The organism is Psychrobacter aestuarii (genome assembly GCF_904846035.1).
GTDB classification, from domain to species: Bacteria; Pseudomonadota; Gammaproteobacteria; order Pseudomonadales; family Moraxellaceae; genus Psychrobacter; species Psychrobacter aestuarii.
In genome coordinates this window covers 1949683-1966156 of record NZ_CAJGYT010000001.1, presented here as the reverse complement: position 1 = coordinate 1966156, position 16474 = coordinate 1949683, and the positions used below count along the sequence as shown (strand labels likewise).

16 protein-coding genes and 1 pseudogene are annotated in these 16474 nt (G+C 50.3%); 7 read left to right on the top strand and 10 right to left on the bottom strand.

Features of this window, described 5'->3' with window-relative positions; all coding sequences use genetic code 11:
- Positions 1 to 70: 70 nt before the first annotated feature.
- The 5 genes and pseudogenes from JMW05_RS08330 to pilG all read right to left on the bottom strand — a co-directional run bounded on the left by JMW05_RS08330 (position 71) and on the right by pilG (position 4045).
- Positions 71 to 937: a CheR family methyltransferase gene (locus JMW05_RS08330; protein ID WP_201504841.1), complete on the bottom strand. Its 867-nt coding sequence runs from the start codon at positions 935 to 937 to the stop codon at positions 71 to 73.
- Between the two features lie 125 nt (positions 938 to 1062).
- A pseudogene (locus JMW05_RS08325) lies at positions 1063 to 2259 on the bottom strand (methyl-accepting chemotaxis protein); the annotation flags it as partial.
- A 373-nt stretch (positions 2260 to 2632) separates the two neighbouring features.
- Positions 2633 to 3163 carry a chemotaxis protein CheW gene (locus JMW05_RS08320; protein WP_201504839.1) on the bottom strand — a complete coding sequence of 177 codons (531 nt, stop codon included), beginning with the start codon at positions 3161 to 3163 and terminating at the stop codon, positions 2633 to 2635.
- A 3-nt stretch (positions 3164 to 3166) separates the two neighbouring features.
- Entirely contained in the window at positions 3167 to 3529 is a 363-nt protein-coding gene (locus JMW05_RS08315; RefSeq protein ID WP_201504838.1) for a response regulator, read from the bottom strand.
- Positions 3530 to 3658: 129 nt separating this feature from the next.
- Entirely contained in the window at positions 3659 to 4045 is a 387-nt protein-coding gene (gene pilG / locus JMW05_RS08310; RefSeq protein ID WP_201504837.1) for a twitching motility response regulator PilG, read from the bottom strand.
- A 541-nt stretch (positions 4046 to 4586) separates the two neighbouring features.
- Here pilG and JMW05_RS08305 point away from each other — a divergent pair.
- The 7 genes from JMW05_RS08305 (at position 4587) to JMW05_RS08275 (ending at position 12825) form a co-directional block, all read left to right on the top strand.
- Positions 4587 to 5678, top strand: coding sequence for an efflux RND transporter periplasmic adaptor subunit (locus JMW05_RS08305; RefSeq protein WP_227691485.1), 1092 nt, complete (start codon positions 4587 to 4589; stop codon positions 5676 to 5678).
- Positions 5679 to 5995: 317 nt separating this feature from the next.
- A complete protein-coding gene (locus JMW05_RS08300) occupies positions 5996 to 6718 on the top strand; it encodes a response regulator transcription factor (protein ID WP_201504835.1) in 723 nt (240 codons plus the stop codon).
- A gap of 124 nt (positions 6719 to 6842) precedes the next feature.
- Positions 6843 to 8738: a HAMP domain-containing sensor histidine kinase gene (locus JMW05_RS08295; RefSeq protein WP_201504834.1), complete on the top strand. Its 1896-nt coding sequence runs from the start codon at positions 6843 to 6845 to the stop codon at positions 8736 to 8738.
- Between the two features lie 248 nt (positions 8739 to 8986).
- Entirely contained in the window at positions 8987 to 9757 is a 771-nt protein-coding gene (locus JMW05_RS08290; RefSeq protein WP_201504833.1) for a methionine ABC transporter ATP-binding protein, read from the top strand.
- An 18-nt stretch (positions 9758 to 9775) separates the two neighbouring features.
- Positions 9776 to 10462 carry a methionine ABC transporter permease gene (locus tag JMW05_RS08285; RefSeq protein ID WP_201504832.1) on the top strand — a complete coding sequence of 229 codons (687 nt, stop codon included), beginning with the start codon at positions 9776 to 9778 and terminating at the stop codon, positions 10460 to 10462.
- A gap of 158 nt (positions 10463 to 10620) precedes the next feature.
- Complete coding sequence (locus JMW05_RS08280; protein WP_201504831.1) at positions 10621 to 11625, top strand: MetQ/NlpA family ABC transporter substrate-binding protein; 1005 nt, start codon at positions 10621 to 10623, stop codon at positions 11623 to 11625.
- A gap of 351 nt (positions 11626 to 11976) precedes the next feature.
- Positions 11977 to 12825, top strand: a complete 849-nt coding sequence (locus JMW05_RS08275) for an aldo/keto reductase (RefSeq protein WP_201504830.1) — start codon at positions 11977 to 11979, stop codon at positions 12823 to 12825.
- Positions 12826 to 12940: 115 nt separating this feature from the next.
- On the opposite strand, the gene ccmE is transcribed toward JMW05_RS08275, so the two are convergent.
- From ccmE to ccmA, 5 genes are all read right to left on the bottom strand, one after another.
- Positions 12941 to 13438, bottom strand: coding sequence for a cytochrome c maturation protein CcmE (ccmE, locus tag JMW05_RS08270; RefSeq protein WP_201504829.1), 498 nt, complete (start codon positions 13436 to 13438; stop codon positions 12941 to 12943).
- Between the two features lie 235 nt (positions 13439 to 13673).
- The gene (gene ccmD / locus JMW05_RS08265; RefSeq protein WP_201504828.1) at positions 13674 to 13874 is read right to left on the bottom strand and encodes a heme exporter protein CcmD; all 201 of its coding nucleotides are present in this window, start codon (positions 13872 to 13874) and stop codon (positions 13674 to 13676) included.
- Between the two features lie 16 nt (positions 13875 to 13890).
- Complete coding sequence (gene ccmC, locus JMW05_RS08260; RefSeq protein ID WP_201504827.1) at positions 13891 to 14679, bottom strand: heme ABC transporter permease CcmC; 789 nt, start codon at positions 14677 to 14679, stop codon at positions 13891 to 13893.
- Positions 14680 to 14823: 144 nt separating this feature from the next.
- Entirely contained in the window at positions 14824 to 15525 is a 702-nt protein-coding gene (locus JMW05_RS08255; protein WP_201504826.1) for a heme exporter protein CcmB, read from the bottom strand.
- Between the two features lie 22 nt (positions 15526 to 15547).
- Positions 15548 to 16192, bottom strand: coding sequence for a heme ABC exporter ATP-binding protein CcmA (ccmA, locus tag JMW05_RS08250; protein WP_201504825.1), 645 nt, complete (start codon positions 16190 to 16192; stop codon positions 15548 to 15550).
- Positions 16193 to 16474 lie beyond the last annotated feature (282 nt).

Below are 16474 nucleotides of genomic sequence, written 5' to 3'. Positions count from 1 at the left end.
ACTGAAGCCTTGATGTTATTAAGTGATACTGGGCAATATTATGCCGACCCTATTGGGGTGTCATCATCTATTATGGACTGACTTTTTGCCAGCCATTTACTTGTACATGCTTGAGGCGGCGCATGTTTTGCGGACGCCAGCCCAAGCCTTCTCCAGGTGCTAAAATAAGGTAGCCACCGACCGCGCACTGTGCCGCTAAGCGATTTAAAATATCGCGCTGATCAAACTGCCGAAAATAAATCAGCATGTTTTGACAGATAATCACTTGCTGCAAGTGCGTGGTGGGCATCTCTTTGGTAAATATGTTGTGCCAAACAAAATCGACGCGCTCACGAAGGATGCGATTGACTTGCCAGCATGGCAGCTCCTTTGCTGTGCCCTTCATCGCTCGGTTGTTCTGGTCTTGATATGACGCTTGAATGGGATTGATAAACTGCTGGCAGTCGTGCGGGATTAAGTGCTGCTGACGCCCTTCATACTTGGCTTCGCGCGCTTGCGCAAGCGCGGTTTGACTGACGTCGGTGCCGAGTATGCGATAGTGGTACAGCTGTTTTGCGGCCAAACTCATCGCCAATGACCAAACCTCCTGTCCTGCCGAGCAGCCCACACTCCAAATACGAAACGGCGGTGTGGCTTGCGCCGCTGTCGCTGGCAGCTTGGCGGCAAACTCAGCCGCTTTGGTAATAAACTGAATAGAAGGCAGGTGCCGAAAAAACCGACTTTCAGGTATCAACACACTGTCAATCAGCTGCTGGTGCAACTCTGGGTCATTGGGTACCTGCTGCCACAAGGCCTCAACCGACAAGTCATTGGCACAAGCGGTGTGACTGACCGCATTGATCAGCCACTGCTGCTGCTCGTGTGGCAATATGAACCCTATTTCTTTTTCAATATAGTGTTGCCATTGCTCGACTGGAAATACACTGCCGCGATCCATGCTAGGCACCTTTGATTACGATATGGTTGCAAATAATGCGAGCCAAAACCAGCACACAATACGGCATCACTGTACCTATACTCCATGCAAACCAGCAACGCTCACCATGATGGTGTCATCGACCCCTAAAAACTGTGGTAGCCCTCATCATCATCACTTGAGAGTTTAAAGCCTGCGACCGACTCTTGTAGCGCCGCCGCCATTTCATTCAGCTCACCTACCGAACGCGCAGTAGCCATCGTCCCTGAAGAGGTCTGCGAGGTAATGTCTTGAATGATGTTCATGGTGTTCGAGATGTGACCTGCTGAATCTGCCTGCTGCTGGGCGGCGTTTGAGATGTTTTGAATCAGCTCAGCAAGCGTGTTCGATACGTTTTGCACTTCTTCTAGTGCCTCACCCGCATCTTTTGCCAAACGCGCACCACGTACAACCTCAGAGGTGGTCGACTCCATCGACATCACCGCTTCGTTGGTATCGGCCTGAATGGTTTTTACGAGCGTTTCAATCTGTTTGGTTGCGTTGGCAGAACGTTCTGCAAGACGCTGTACCTCATCGGCAACGACCGCAAAACCACGTCCTGCTTCACCTGCCATCGATGCCTGAATGGCAGCGTTTAGTGCCAAAACGTTGGTCTGATCGGCAATGTCGTTAATCAAACCAACGATATCACCAATCTCTTGTGAAGATTCACCCAAGCGCTTGATACGCTTTGAGGTTTCTTGAATCTGGTCACGAATCACGTTCATACCTTCGATAGAGCGCTGTACCACGTCCGCCCCGTTATAGGCAATCGCAACCGAGCGCTGCGCAACCGCTGCTGACTCAGTGGCGTTGGTAGATACTTGGTCAATCGACACCGCCATCTCGTTAATGGCCGCAGACACCCCTGCAATTTCTTGTGCCTGATGCTCAGACGCCTCAGCAAGCTCAACAGCATTTAGCTGCGTTTGTTCTGAGGATTGCGATACCCGCTCAGCGGTACTGTTAATCACCAATACCAGCTGACGCAATTGGTCGATTGCAAAGTTTACAGAGTCGGCAATCGCCCCTGTAAAGTCTTCAGATACCGTGGCATTGACCGTCAAGTCCCCTTCTGCCAAATCGCCCAATTCGTCAAGCAGACGCAAAATCGCCATCTGGTTACGTTCGTTTTCTTCTTGAATCTGACGCGCACGCTCAGAGTCGGTTTCTGCCTCTTGGCGACGACGCAGGGTTTCTTTTTCAATCAATAGACGCTCAGCAGCGCCGCGCTGTTTGAACAGCTGGAAAAAGGCATACAGCACCCCAGCAACACTCAGCAAAAACAACAAGCCTGGGATAATAACGTTGCTGCTGGCCAGAACCTCATGGTCAATATCTATAAATAGCCAAAGCAAACAGGCTATACTCACAAGGGCAAACACGCCCAGTAGTTTGGTCCACAAACTCTCTGAATCTGTGGCTCCTGGTGTGTTGGTGCTGGCATTATTGACAAAGCTTTTGGTATCGCTCATTGTGCTTATTCCTTCCAAACGGTCGTCTGAGTCAAATCGTGACTGACTTTATTCATAGTGAGTCCATTCATTATCGGGCACTATATCGTAAAAATGGCGCTCACTAGGATTAAAGCCGGTATGCTTGCCGACATATCACAGTGGCATGCCAGTCAAAGTTATCTTGCATGGGCTGAATGCAGCACCATGATGGTGTTTGTACTTATATGGCAGCTTCAATATAGCGCGGGTCTTGCATTAATAAACTGGGCATAAAAATAAACCAATCTTCTTGGTTTTTGATAAATTTGCCGTGGTTATAAGGTGCAAAAGGTGAGTCGGCATCAATCGCAGCGGGACGATACTGCGACTTGGTGAACTGCTCAATGCCTAAAACGCGATCGACGAGCAGACCTGAAAACACCGATGGCTGGTCTATTACGATGACTTTACGCTGATTGAGCTGGCGGGCACGGCTAGATACTTGCAAAAATTTGCATAAATCGGTCAAAGGCAACAGGCGTCCACGCACGTTGGCAATGCCGAGCAGCCACGGCTGTACGAGTGGCACACCCGTGTAGTCAGGCACGACCAGCACCTCAGCAATCTCGCCAAGAGGCGCGACCAGACGCTGCCCACCCACTTCAAAGACCACACCTTGCCAATCGGTCTCCTGAATACCCAGTCGACCACTCTTTCGAGATTTGGCTAAATCTGCAAGGCGCAGTAGCTCAATGAACCCTCTAGAAGCCACGAGTTACCCCACTACGTTGCGAATGACATTGACCAGCTGCAACTCATCAACAGGCTTGGTAAGATATTCCTTAGCCCCTTGACGTTTGCCCCATACTCTATCGGTTTCTTGATTTTTGGTACTGATAATAACCACAGGAATGTGTGCGGTGGCCTTGTTACGCGTGATTTTGCGGGTCGCTTGAAAGCCATTCATTTCAGGCATCACCACGTCCATCAAAATCACATCAGGCAAATGATCGACTGCCATAGCGCAGCCTTGTTCGCCATTTGAGGCCTCAAGCACTTTAAAGTTGTTTTTGGCCAGCATATCGCGAAATTTTGCCATTTCAGATGGCGAATCATCAATGACCAATACAGTTGTCATGAATATCCCCTTTACCCTTGCTCATATCATTTACGACTTACAAGGTATTTGTACGTGTGGCATCGGTATAGTGGGTACAGCGTACTGCACCCATAGCATGCTGCTGTCGATACAAATACCTACCCTTGGCTATGCTTGGACACGATACTGATTGATGGCATCAAACAGCTCATCTTTACTAAATGGCTTGGTCAAATACTCATCAGAGCCAACAATACGTCCGCGCGCTTTGTCAAACAGACCGTCTTTTGAAGACAGCATGATGACGGGCTTATTGGCATAGTCGGGGTTGTTTTTGATAAGTGCGCAAGTTTGATAGCCATCAAGACGTGGCATCATGATATCAACGAAGATGATATCTGGATTATTGTCAACAATTTTAGCAAGTGCATCGAAACCATCAATGGCGGTAATGACTTCACACCCTGCTTTTTGCAACAGCGTTTCAGCGGTACGGCGAATGGTTTTTGAATCATCAATAACCATGACCTTTAACCCTTCAAAATTATTTTCCATTATTCATATCCTATGAATGACTGTTTACTCTAAATACCAATGACAATATATAAGTACATCATTAATAACAGTGGTAGCTATCAAATTGGCAATCATGTCGATATACCGCAGTATATCTTGCCCATGTGCGCATCAATCATAGCAAAAATAAAGCAACACTTAACAATAAAATAGCATTTCACTTCATAATAAAAGTAGTCGCTGCCATTTGTCAGACAAGTCCATTTTGTCGGTTGTATGACGGTGTTTACGATATTATCACCACCAAACGCTACCCTAGACCGTTTTGTGGCAAGAAGATAGAGCGTTATGATTTTTATCTTTGTAACGCTTATGTATCTTCATCGTATTCTATGTTCGTTTTAGCACACTCTGCAAGGCTTTTCCAGAAATTTTATTTTTGTTTGATAAATACGACGACACAGCTTTAGTTTACACATTTTATGTGATAAGCATATGACTATCGCCAGCTTTCTGATTTCACTATATACTGCCTTTATTAGCGTAATATCATGAACAATAGGGAGAACGACACTTGGTTTTGATACTAAAACGAAAGTGGTGGCTGCTGCTGGTGCTTGGTCTTGGTGCTTGCCAGCCGCAAAACCCTAGCGACGCGCGCGAGGGTGGTGAAACGTCTGCGGACGATACCCCAATCGTTGTCAATGAGGACAGCGTGGCGATGGCGAGCGATGATATCTTGAGTATCAAGTCCTCTCGTTATCAGCCGAGTCTTGGGCTGCAAGGGACGCTTGAGCCGATTAATCAAATCATCTACCGCGCCCAGCGGGCAGCCGAGGTCACCCAAATACTGGTACAGCCTGAGCAGTGGGTCGAAAAAGACACGCCGCTGATGGTACTGCAAGTCAAAAATAGCGCGCAAGCAGAGGGCAGTCAGACAGAGGCGCAGCGTGCCCCTGATGGGCACAGTGAGGCTGAAATCCAAGAACAAGCGGCCGAGAGTCGCTCCCCTTTACTCGCTGACAATATGAGTGAAAGCGTGGCAGCGAGCCAAAAAACACTGCTGGTACGCGCGCCCTTTGCTGGACGGGTGGACAAGCTGTATGTCGAAGAGGGCGCAAGTGTGCCCGCGGATGCTGAGCTGCTGCATATCGCAGACAGTCGCACTCTAAAATTTGTCGCAGCCGTGCCCCTACAAGCCAAATCACAGCTGTCGGTCGGTCAAACGGTGAGCTTTAGCACCGAGCAGCGCGATGAAAAATTCACCGGTCAAATCAGTGAGCTGGTGGCAAGCCATGTGCCCAATCAGCTGCTGGTCGCGGTGCATGTGATTCAAAAAGAAGGAGAGGTCTTGCCTTTACAATCTGGCATGGCGGTCACGGGTCGGGTCAACTACGGTCAGATTGAGGTCGGCACCATCGTGCCTGAGCGCGGTATCCATGATGCTGATTTGAGCGCGTTAAAATCGCCCCCTTATCAGCCATTGTCGCCTTTAACAGCGAACGTCTGGATTATCAAACAAGACCAGCGCCTGATGCGCCAACCCGTTGAGGTGATTGAATACGACCCTGACACCAAGCAATATCTGGTTGCAGGTATCAGTAATGACAGCTTGATTTGCTTGGCAGACTTACCGATTGCCTCTGCGGGCAAAAAAGTGGTTATCTCTTAGCATCGCCATGGGCAATGACATCGGGGCAGTATGAATAAAACTTATAACCCCATAACCAAAGGGCAATTTATCGCCTTGTATTAACAAACAAATAAAAACCACAAAAATAGCGGACAACGCAGCAAAGCGTTTAGATGCCTGCCATACGCGCGTTACACTATACAGAAATCGTAACAAAGCGCGTCTTGTACAAAACGGGCAGTATTAGGCATTATGGTAATAACTGGGTATTGTTGCAGGCAAATGCGGCATTTGACCCTTATTTGTTAGATTTTATGCTGAAAAAACAACAACAGTGACATTATTGAGGATATTTTATGAGTAAGCAGATTTTATTGATTGAAGATGACCCTGATTTGGCAGAGCTTATCAGTGATTATTTGACCATGAACTATTATGACGTGCATCATGCAGGTTTGGGTCAAGAAGGTTTGGATATCCTAGACGCCAAAGAGCGTGATATCGATTTGGTGGTGCTTGATTTGATGCTGCCAGATATGGACGGCATGCAGGTCTGCCAAAAAATCCGCGGCAATAAAAACAACATTACCAGTAAAGTGCCCATCATCATGCTGACTGCCAAAGGCGACACCACAGACCGCGTCTTGGGTCTTGAGATGGGTGCAGACGACTATATCTCCAAACCTTTTGAGCCGCGCGAGCTTTTAGCACGTATTCGTGCTGTTATCCGCCGTCATGAGCAGCCCAATCAGGCAGACAGCCAGTCGGACAGTTTGACCTTCGGTCGCTTGAGTGTGTTTCCTGACAGCCATGAAGTGACCATTGATGATGAGCCTGTGCGTCTGACCACGCATCAATTCCAGCTATTGCACTACTTTGCGACCCATTCAGGCAAGGTATTGAACCGCGAGCAGTTGTGGCAAGCAATGCCCAATGATGACAGCTCGGACAATATCGACCGCGCGATTGATGTACACATCTCGCGTTTGCGTGCGCTGATTGAAGACAATCCACGTCAGCCCAAGCGCATCATTACCGTTCGCGGTGTCGGCTATCAGTTCGCCACCGATCAGGTATAAGCACCAACCATAAAAGGAGGCATTGCCCTCCTTTTGTGGTTTTTTGCGTCTGTATGTGCCGAGCCAAGCGCGCCTTTGGTCGCGGCATCTTTTATTTTAAGCCTTTGACGATAGAGACTGCTTAATGCAACAGCTGGGTTTTCGTTCTGTTTTTGCCAAGCTTTTTGCCAGTGTGATGCTGGCACTGATTTTGTTTGCGGTAGCGATGGTGCTACTGACTCAGCTGGTACACGACAAGGACGCGACCATTCGCTCTGAGGTCGTCGCAACCCAAGTGTTGGGGCAAGTCGACCCCTTTTTGGGCGAGCTCAATACCGCCATTGAAGACAACAACCGCTTGCAAGCGCGGTTTATGCTGGCGGTGATTAAAAAAAGCTTTGATATCTTTGATGAGTCTTTGCAAGCCAAAATGGGGCTGTATGACCAGCAGGGCATGCTGCTTATGCAAACCGACAACAGCGATTTACCGCGCGAACTGCCCGCTGCGCCGTCTTTTTTGGCACGTATTTTCCCCTCATTTGCAGACATGCCGCCCATTCCTCAGCAGGCGCAAGTGTATAGCAGCACAGGCTACACCCTACTCTACGAATCGCGTCTGCCACCCAAAAAACCTGTCTTATCTGCCGCGCTGAACTTATTTACAGGTACTTTATTGCTATTAATCATCATGGCAGGCGTGCTGTGGTGGATTGCGCGCTCAATGACGTGGCGCATCAATCAGATGAGCCAGCAGATGGGTCAGCTGGGCGACGGCGATTTTACCGTGCGCGTCAACAGCCGTGGTAATGATGAGATTGCCTCACTGGCGCGCGGCTTTAACCAAGCGGCACAAAAAATCGAGCATTTGATTAATGCCAATAACTTATTGCTGGCGCACGCCTCACACGAGCTGCGCACGCCCATCACCCGCATCCGTCTACAAGTTGAGATGATGGACATGCTGGCGGGCAACCTGCCTACCGATGTCAAAGCAAAATTCGATAAGCGCGCGCAGGCGATTAACCGCGATTTATCAGGGCTGAATGATTTGGTCGAGAGTATCTTATTGGTCAGTCGCTTGGACGCGGGTCATGCGATGCAGCAAATCGAGCCTATCGAGGTCTATGATCTAATCAATCAAGAGCGCCAGCATTATTCGCAAGCGACCTTTGTCGGTGAGCATTTGACCATCGAAGGACAGCCGCCGCTATTGACGCACCTGATTCGTAACCTATTAAACAACGCCATGCTGCACGGTACGCCGCCTGTAACGGTACTGCTGTACGGTGTCGAAGAGATGGCCGAAGCCATCGAGACGCCCGTTTATCTCAAGCCTGTATTACAAACGCTGATCGGTGATTGCGCAAATGAAGCGACAGCCACCGCTGCGCCACCGATATCGCCAGAAGTAATCGAAAACTGGCCTGCTCTCTACCAAAATGGCGAGCGCCTAGACGCCAATGCCTATCTGCCAACGACGCACCCGTTATCGTCTACCGACAATCCTGCGCGCTTACCGCCACCGTTTGACGATGCCGCCATGCATCACGACAGCCACTGGGTCGCAGAATACTCAGGCAAACTCAAAAAGATGATGTGGCGCGCCGTACCTGAGGCGTCTAGCGATGCCGCCAAAGCAGGCATTGCGACCGATAAGGACAACAAAGCCGACGTCAAAAAAGAAAGCCTGTTTAAAAAGCATCTGAAAAAAGCCAAAAGCGTCCGCAACGCGCCCAAATACATGGTGCTGGCAGTGATTGACCAAGGCAGCGGGATTCCTGAGGACAAGCGCGAAGAGATATTTAGCCCCTTTGTGCGCCTACAGCAAAAGAACAAAGGCTCAGGGCTTGGCTTGTCTTTGGTGTCTCAAATCGTCGCCGCGCATCAAGGCCGCATCACCACAGATACCCTCTACGGTCACACGCGCTTTTTGGTGGTGCTGCCTGTCATTCACGACCCACATTACCATGACCATGCGCCAAAAAACGAAGCAAACACCCACCGTTTGCCCACCCTCACGGCACAAAACAGCACTTCTTAATAAGAATTTAACGCGGATGTGGCACTTGCAACATCCGCTTTATGACAAATAAGCATAAGCTACACTGACACTTAGCATATTGACAAGTCACGCCTACACATATTCAAAGCGCAGTGAATATGCTATATTAGCGCCCCTTATTCTTCTATATTGCGCGGCCTGACGCGTTGATGACATGATGCTTGGCTGTGGTGTATTTGCCTACAGCGGGCATGATGACCTATTTTTTATTGTATTTTGAGCACTCTATGAATGACATGATTGTCTTAAATGAGGTGACCAAGCGCTTTGCCAGTACACCAACCAAAGGCAGCCCAGCCGATACGCCCCGTTATTTTACTGCGGTAGAGCCGACATCCCTTGCCATCAAGCAAGGTGAAATCTTCGGTCTAATGGGCTACTCTGGTGCGGGCAAATCCACATTGCTGCGTCTGATTAATTTGCTTGAGCGTCCTAATAGCGGTCAAGTACTGGTCGATGGCGTCGATTTGATGCGCCTGTCTGCCAGTGATTTGCGTATAGCGCGGCACAATATCGGCATGATATTTCAGCAGTTTAACCTGATGAGTAACCGCACGGTGTTTGAGAATGTGGCGTTTAACCTGACCGTCTCTGGCTACCCAAGCGCGCAAATACATAAGCGGGTGATGGAGTGCTTAGAGATTGTCGATTTGACCGACCGTGCCTCGCACTACCCTGCCCAGCTCTCAGGGGGACAAAAACAGCGCGTCGGTATTGCGCGCGCCATCGCACCAAACCCCAAAGTGTTGCTCGCTGATGAGCCGACCAGTGCTCTAGACCCTGCCACGACCCGTAGCCTATTGACCTGCCTGCGCGATATCAATGCCAAGCTTGGCGTGACCATCGTCATCGTGACCCATGAGATGAGCGTGATTCGCCGTTTGTGCGACCGCGTGGCACTCTTACACAAGGGCGCTTTGCTTGAAGTGGCGGATATTGCCGATGGCCAGATTCATGCCAATACTGAGATTGGTCAACGTTTGATTGTCGAAGACTGACGCGGCAGGAGAGAGATTATGTTAACAGGTACTGAGCTGTCCGCCTCGATAGACAAGCTGTGGGCGCTGCGTAAAGAGATTTGGCAGGCTTCACTAGAGACCTTTTTGATGCTCGGCATCTCAACCACAGTGGCGATTGTCATCGGTGGCTTGTTCGGCGTCTTTTTGTTTTTATCGAGCGACAAGCAGTTTTTGCAAAACAAGACGCTGTACGGCATCTTGGGCGCGGTCACCAACTTTATGCGCGCGTTCCCGTTTGTCATTTTGATGATTGCCATGAGTCCGTTTACTAAGATGATTGTCGGTACGGGCATCGGTCCGATTGCCGCCTCTTTGGTGCTGGCGATTGCAGGCTCGTTTTACTTTGCCCGTTTAGTTGAGCAAAACTTGCGCGAAGTGCCGCGCGGCATTATGGAAGCGACTGAGTCTATGGGCGCACGCCCGATGACCATCATCAAGGTGCTCTTGAATGAAGCGCGCTCTGGTATGGTGTTGTCCGTGACCATCTTGTGTATCAGCTTGCTGTCCTATTCGGCGGCGGCGGGTATGATTGGCGGCGGCGGTTTGGGCGATTTGGCCATCCGCTACGGCTATTATCGTTACCAAACAGAGGTGATGGTGTTTATCGTCTTGATGCTCTCTATCATGGTGATTGGCATTCAGGCCTTTGGTAACTGGCTGGCGAGACGCTTAGATAAGCGTTAAAATATCGACCCAAATGGTGGCTTGCGCGCTCCTATTGATGCGCAAAACGCCACCTTCAGATTTATAACCCCAATAGTGCTTTGTTGTATGATTTTGGCATTACGGGGGTGTTACATGCTCATGCAGTCTTTATTTGTTCTATCACTCAAGGATAACCTATGAAACTTACAGACATCAGCCGTCAAGTGGTTGGCGCGTTTGCTATTGCTGGCGTATCAGGCTTGGTACTGGTCGGTTGCAACAACTCATCAGCCCCAGAAAGCACCACTGAAGGCAGCACAGAAAGCGCACCTGCTGAAACCAGCGAAACGACCACCACTGCGGCAAGCGGTGACATCGACCCTAACCATACCAAAATCGTTATCGGTACGACCGAAGGCGACTTTGCCGATATGGTTCGTAACCAAGTTAAAAGCTCACTAGAAGCGCAAGGCTATGAAGTGGAGCTGGTACCGTTCACTGACTATGTACGCCCGAACTTGGCACTTGCCGAAGGCGACTTGGACATCAACATCTTCCAGCACAAGCCTTACCTAGACACCTTTAAACAAGCCAACAACCTAGACTTGGTTGAAGTCTTCCAAGTACCGACCGCACCGCTTGGTCTATACTCTGGCAAAAAGACCAAAATCGAAGAAGCCTACAAAGGCATGAGCGTGTCTGCGCCAAATGACCCAAGTAACTTTGCGCGTGCGCTGGTCATGATGCAAGATTTGGGCTGGATTACGCTAAAAGAAGGCATTGACCCACTCACCGCATCAAAATCAGACATCGCGGACAACAGCAAATACGACATCGAAATCGTTGAGCTAGAAGCAGCTCAGTTGCCACGCGCCCGTGACGAAGTGGACTTTGCCATCATCAATGGTAACTACGCCACCGACGCTGGCATCAAGCTGACCGACGCTTTGGCACAAGAGCAAAGCTTTGCGTACATCAACTGGTCAGCCGTGAAGACCGCTGATAAAGACGCCAAGTGGGTACAAGACGTGACCGCCGCTTACAACTCTGACGCGTTCAAAAAATACGCGCACGAGACATTCCCTGGCTACAAGTATCCAAAAATCTGGGGTGAAGACCACGGCGCGCACATGGCAGGCGACAAAAAAGCCGCCAGCACTGACGCGGCAGCAAGCACCGAAGCTCCAGCAGCAGCGCAGTAATCCTGCTGTCAGTAGTACCTAAAGCACCGTCTTACGTCACGTATACCCAATCAGTCCTGCTGGTTGGGTATTTTTTATGCCCGTATGCAGCTATATTTTGACGTTACAGCCTGTGTGTCCTTTGTATGAAAGCGTCACTCGCCCTATCGTTTGCCTGCCATTTTTCTTATAGTAGAGACGCTTTGTTCAAGCCGCCGTGCGTATTTTTTAATATTCACTGACGCTTGGGCATTTATCGTTCGTTTTTATAATCATCACAACTTGCATTATTGATAATAACGATTACTGATAACCAAGGCGGGCAAAGCTACCGCCTTTATAACTATGATAAATCGATAATAAGGATACCTAATGAGTAATAAGACTTATAACATTCGTACCGCAGGCGCGGCCAACATTCCTGTTTTGGGACTGGGCACGTGGCAATCCACAGGTCAAGACTGCATCGATGTGGTCAGTAAAGCGCTACAAATGGGCTATGAGCATATCGATACTGCGCAAGCCTACGACAACGAAAAAGAAGTCGGCGAAGGCATCAAACAATCTGGGGTTGCGCGCGACAAGTTCTTTTTGACCACCAAAATCTTTCCTGATGATTTGAAGTTTCAGCCAGAAAAACTCAAAGCAGCGGCACAGCGCTCGCTAGAGAACCTTGACACCGATTATGTGGATTTATTATTGCTGCATTGGCCAGATGACCGCGTGCCTTTGTCAGAAACCATTCCTGCACTGTGCGAGCTACAAAAGCAAGGACTGACCAAGCATATTGGTGTCTCAAACTTTAATATCGCGCACCTCACTGAGGCGCAAAAATACGCGGACGTGCCGTTGGTCGTCAACCAAGTTGAGTTTCATCCGTTTATCAAACAAAACACGCTGCAAGCTTTTTTGAACAACCATCATATCTTGCTCGAAGCCTACTCACCGCTGGCGCGTGGCGACGTGTTTGACAATGAAGTGTTAAAAGAAATCGCTGATGCTCATGGCGTGAATGCGGCGCAAATCTCGCTGGCGTGGATTTTGTCAGACAAAGACCGCGTGGCGATTCCAAAAACGGCGAACCCTGACCATTTACAAGGCAACCTAGACGCTGCCAGTATTACGCTCAGCGATGACGAGATTGAAAAAATCAACAGCCTCGCGCGCGCGGATGGTCGTAAAATTGAGCATCCAGACTATACGCCTGAATGGGATGACTGATATGTCCTCTGCTCTATTGATGTATTAAGCACAAAAAAGCCGCCCAATCATTAGGCGGCTTTTTTATGGGCGCAGCATTGCTGCTGCAAGGCGGTACGCTATCCAAGGATTGAGCTTACTGCACCAAGGTTTCGCTTTGGTGTACTTTTTCGGCAGGGTTATATTGCTCAGAGCTTGGCGCACTTTGGCGGTTGTTTTCTTTTAAAGATTTGGCAACCTCTGGCGGCATGTAGTTTTCATCGTGTTTTGCCAGCACTTCGCCTGCAACAAAGGTCTTGCCCTGCATTTTGCCTGTGGCGACCACGCCTGAGTTTTCAGCGAACAAGTCGGGCAAAATCCCTTGATAAGTGACAGGCACAGTCGATTTGAAGTCGGTGATGGCAAATTCGACATTGAGCGGATTGTCAGCGGAGCGCTGAACGCTGCCTGCCACCACCATGCCGCCTGCGCGAATGCGCTTGTCTTGTGGCGCTTCACCTTGGGCGATGGCGGTGGGGTCAAAATAGTAGTCGGTCTGCTGACCGATGGCGTAGATGACCAGCACCACCGCGATGGCAGCCCCTGCCAAGGTGAAAAAGACCCACATCAGTTTTTTGCGTCGAACGGCGTTCATTAAGCGACCTCATAGAAGAGTAGATGGCAGGCACAAACCCTGCCGATATGCCAGACCGTCCTTGGGTGGGGATGCGTTCCATGGGGCGACTTGCAATGCAGTGGCTGCGGTGCTGAGGCGCTCATCCTTGCGTGTGCTGCCTGATAATAGCAGCAATCACGCCGTATTTTCAAGCTGTTGATTTTTATGTCATTTTGCTAAGCACTTGCCATAGCCAGACCGAGGACAGGCGCGGTTATAGCGACTTATTGACGGCGCGCTGAGCTTGGCGAGCTTGCTGTATGGACAGCTCTTTGAGCAGGGTTTGGCGCTGTTTGCGGCTATAGAGAATCAGCAGCAGCACCGCACCGACGGTAATGCCCCAGCACGACCAAACGAACACCCCGTGCTTTCCCATCGCAAAAAACTCAGACAAGCTATAAAAATAAGGCTGCATTGTGATTTCCTAGCAATTATTTGTGCTGCATGCGCACGTATTCTTTGACCCACGCTTTGCCTTGGTCACGGGCAAGGATTAAGGTATTGGTGCGATAAATGGTCAGCGCCGCGACCAGCAGATAGCTGCCCAGCATCATCAGTAACAAAGGCATCCACATATCCGCTGACATCTTTGGCGCTTCGGTCAGCGTGAATGTTGCGCCTTGGTGCAAGGTGTTCCACCACTCCACCGAATACTTGATAATCGGCAGGTTCACCGCGCCCACGATAGAGAGTATCGCGGCCGCCTTGCCACGATTGGCGGTGTGTTCAAAGGCAGCAAACAGCGCCATCACGCCCGCGTACAAAAATGCCAAAATCAGCATCGAGGTCAAGCGCGCATCCCACACCCAATAAGTGCCCCACGTGGGCTTTGCCCAAATCGAGCCTGTCAATAAACTGATCACACACAACAAAAAACCAATAGGTGCAAGCGCTTGTGCCACAAGGTTGGCGGTCTTGATTTTCCAGACCAAATAAATAACCCCAAGCACCGCGAGCGCAAAATAAATCGAGATGGCAAGACTTGCGGCAGGCACATGAATAAAGATAATGCGGTAGCTGTTGCCTTGCAAATAATCGGGCGGCGCAAACGCCAAGCCCCACACGCTACCGACCAGCAGACACAGCGCGGCAAGCGCTGAGAGCCACTTGACCCATGGCGCAAAGATATGAAAAAACTGCTTGGTACCCACAGTAATCAAGAACCCCTGCCACAGACGCTGCCAGAGATTCGGTGATGAAACGTTTTTTAGATTGGGCATGGAGTTGACCTATTGCACAGCATGGTGATGAGAACCTGTCATCGCATAGCGATTCAGATGGGATAGGCATCTGTCAGGCTTATTATAGCAAAATTGCCCGTTTTCAGCACACCTGTTGATGGCAGTTAACGCGCAGACAGTACCTCAATTTAGCCATGCCATCTTTAGCGTCAGCGCAATCACCCACGGTACAATCAGCACTGAAAAGATACTGCCTGCCAGCAGCAGCGCAAAAATCGGCAGCCCATTTAGCCCTGTGGCGAACAAGTCCACTGCCCCTGTGGCAAAGATTAAGACCGGCAGCTGCATCGGCAGCGCAATGAGTGGCACCAGTACCGCGCCGTTTTTTAATGACAAGGTTAAACTGCTGGCGATAGCGGACAGCATCAACAGCATGGGACTGCCGACCAAAATAGACGCCATCAATACCCCCGTCTCGCTCAAGCTTAGCCCAAACATCGGTACCGCAAGCAGACTGAGCAGCGCCACAAAGCCACTGCTAAACAGCCAGTGGATGCTAAGACGTATCAGCACCCACAGCGGAAGCGACGCGCGTGCGACAATCAACTGTGCCAGCGTGCCATTGTCTAAGGCAGGCTTAAACAAACCATCGACGCCCATGACCAAAGATATCAGCGCGGCAATCCACACCGCCGACACCCCAAGACGCTGTAGCAATTGCGGCTCGCTACCGAGCGCCAAAGGGAACAGCGTGATAATCACCAAAAACAGCACCAGCGGGTACAGCCACTGCACCGCCCCTTGCTGCTTGAGCTGCCACTCACGCCGCCACATCTGCCCAAAGCGGATACTCTGGGCGTGGCTTGTCGCAGTGTTGCTACGCATAGTCGCGCTCCTCATCCTATTGTCATACCATATACGCGGACAAGTCCAGCGTCTGATTGGCGACCATGGCCTGTTGGTGGCTGGTCATCAGTATCGCGCCGCCTGCTTGCGCAAACGCTTGCAGTCTTGCCTCCATTCGCGCCACCATCTCCACATCAAGCGCAGTGAACGGCTCATCAAGCAGCCACAAAGGCGCAATCTTGGGGGTCAATAAATACAAACGTGCCAGCGTAATGCGCCGCGTCTGCCCTGCCGATAGGTGACTTGAGCTGATGCGCTCAAAGCCTGCCAGCCCCACCCAAGACAATGCCGCATCAATGTCCTCATCGCTTGGATTGATACCATAAAGATTTAGCAAAAAACGCAGGTTTTGCGCCACTGTCAGATTGGGATGAATGCCCAACTGATGCGACACGTACACAGGCTGAACGGGCAAGGTCTCCGCGTCCAGATAGCGCACCTCCCCTGTCAATACAGGCAACAGTCCCGCCAGCTGCATCAAAAGCGTCGTCTTGCCCGTGCCATTGGCACCAATCAAGTGGCAAATACCGCCCGCAGGCAGCTGCAGCGTCACCCCTTCACACAGGGCAGCCTCTCCGCGCTGTACCGTCCACGCCTGTAATGCCAATACCAAAGGGGTCGGCTCTGTTGTCGTCATCTGGCTCATTCATCGTTCCCATCGGGGGCAATTGTGTGTGGCTGCTGCGACACAGCAAGGCGCATCGGGCAGCACATACCGCTTGTGATAAACGCCACAGTATAGCAAATTGTCCCCCTGCCAAAACAGCTATGATTGCGCGTTGCTGCCGCACATTTCCAAAGTACAGATGCGCGCGGTGACTGGTTTAACACGCGTTTATATGAGATGCTACCTACAGATGCCTCTACGCGCTACGCGAGGCATAACCCCAGACCGTGATACGACGCTCAGCATATTTACTATACTAAT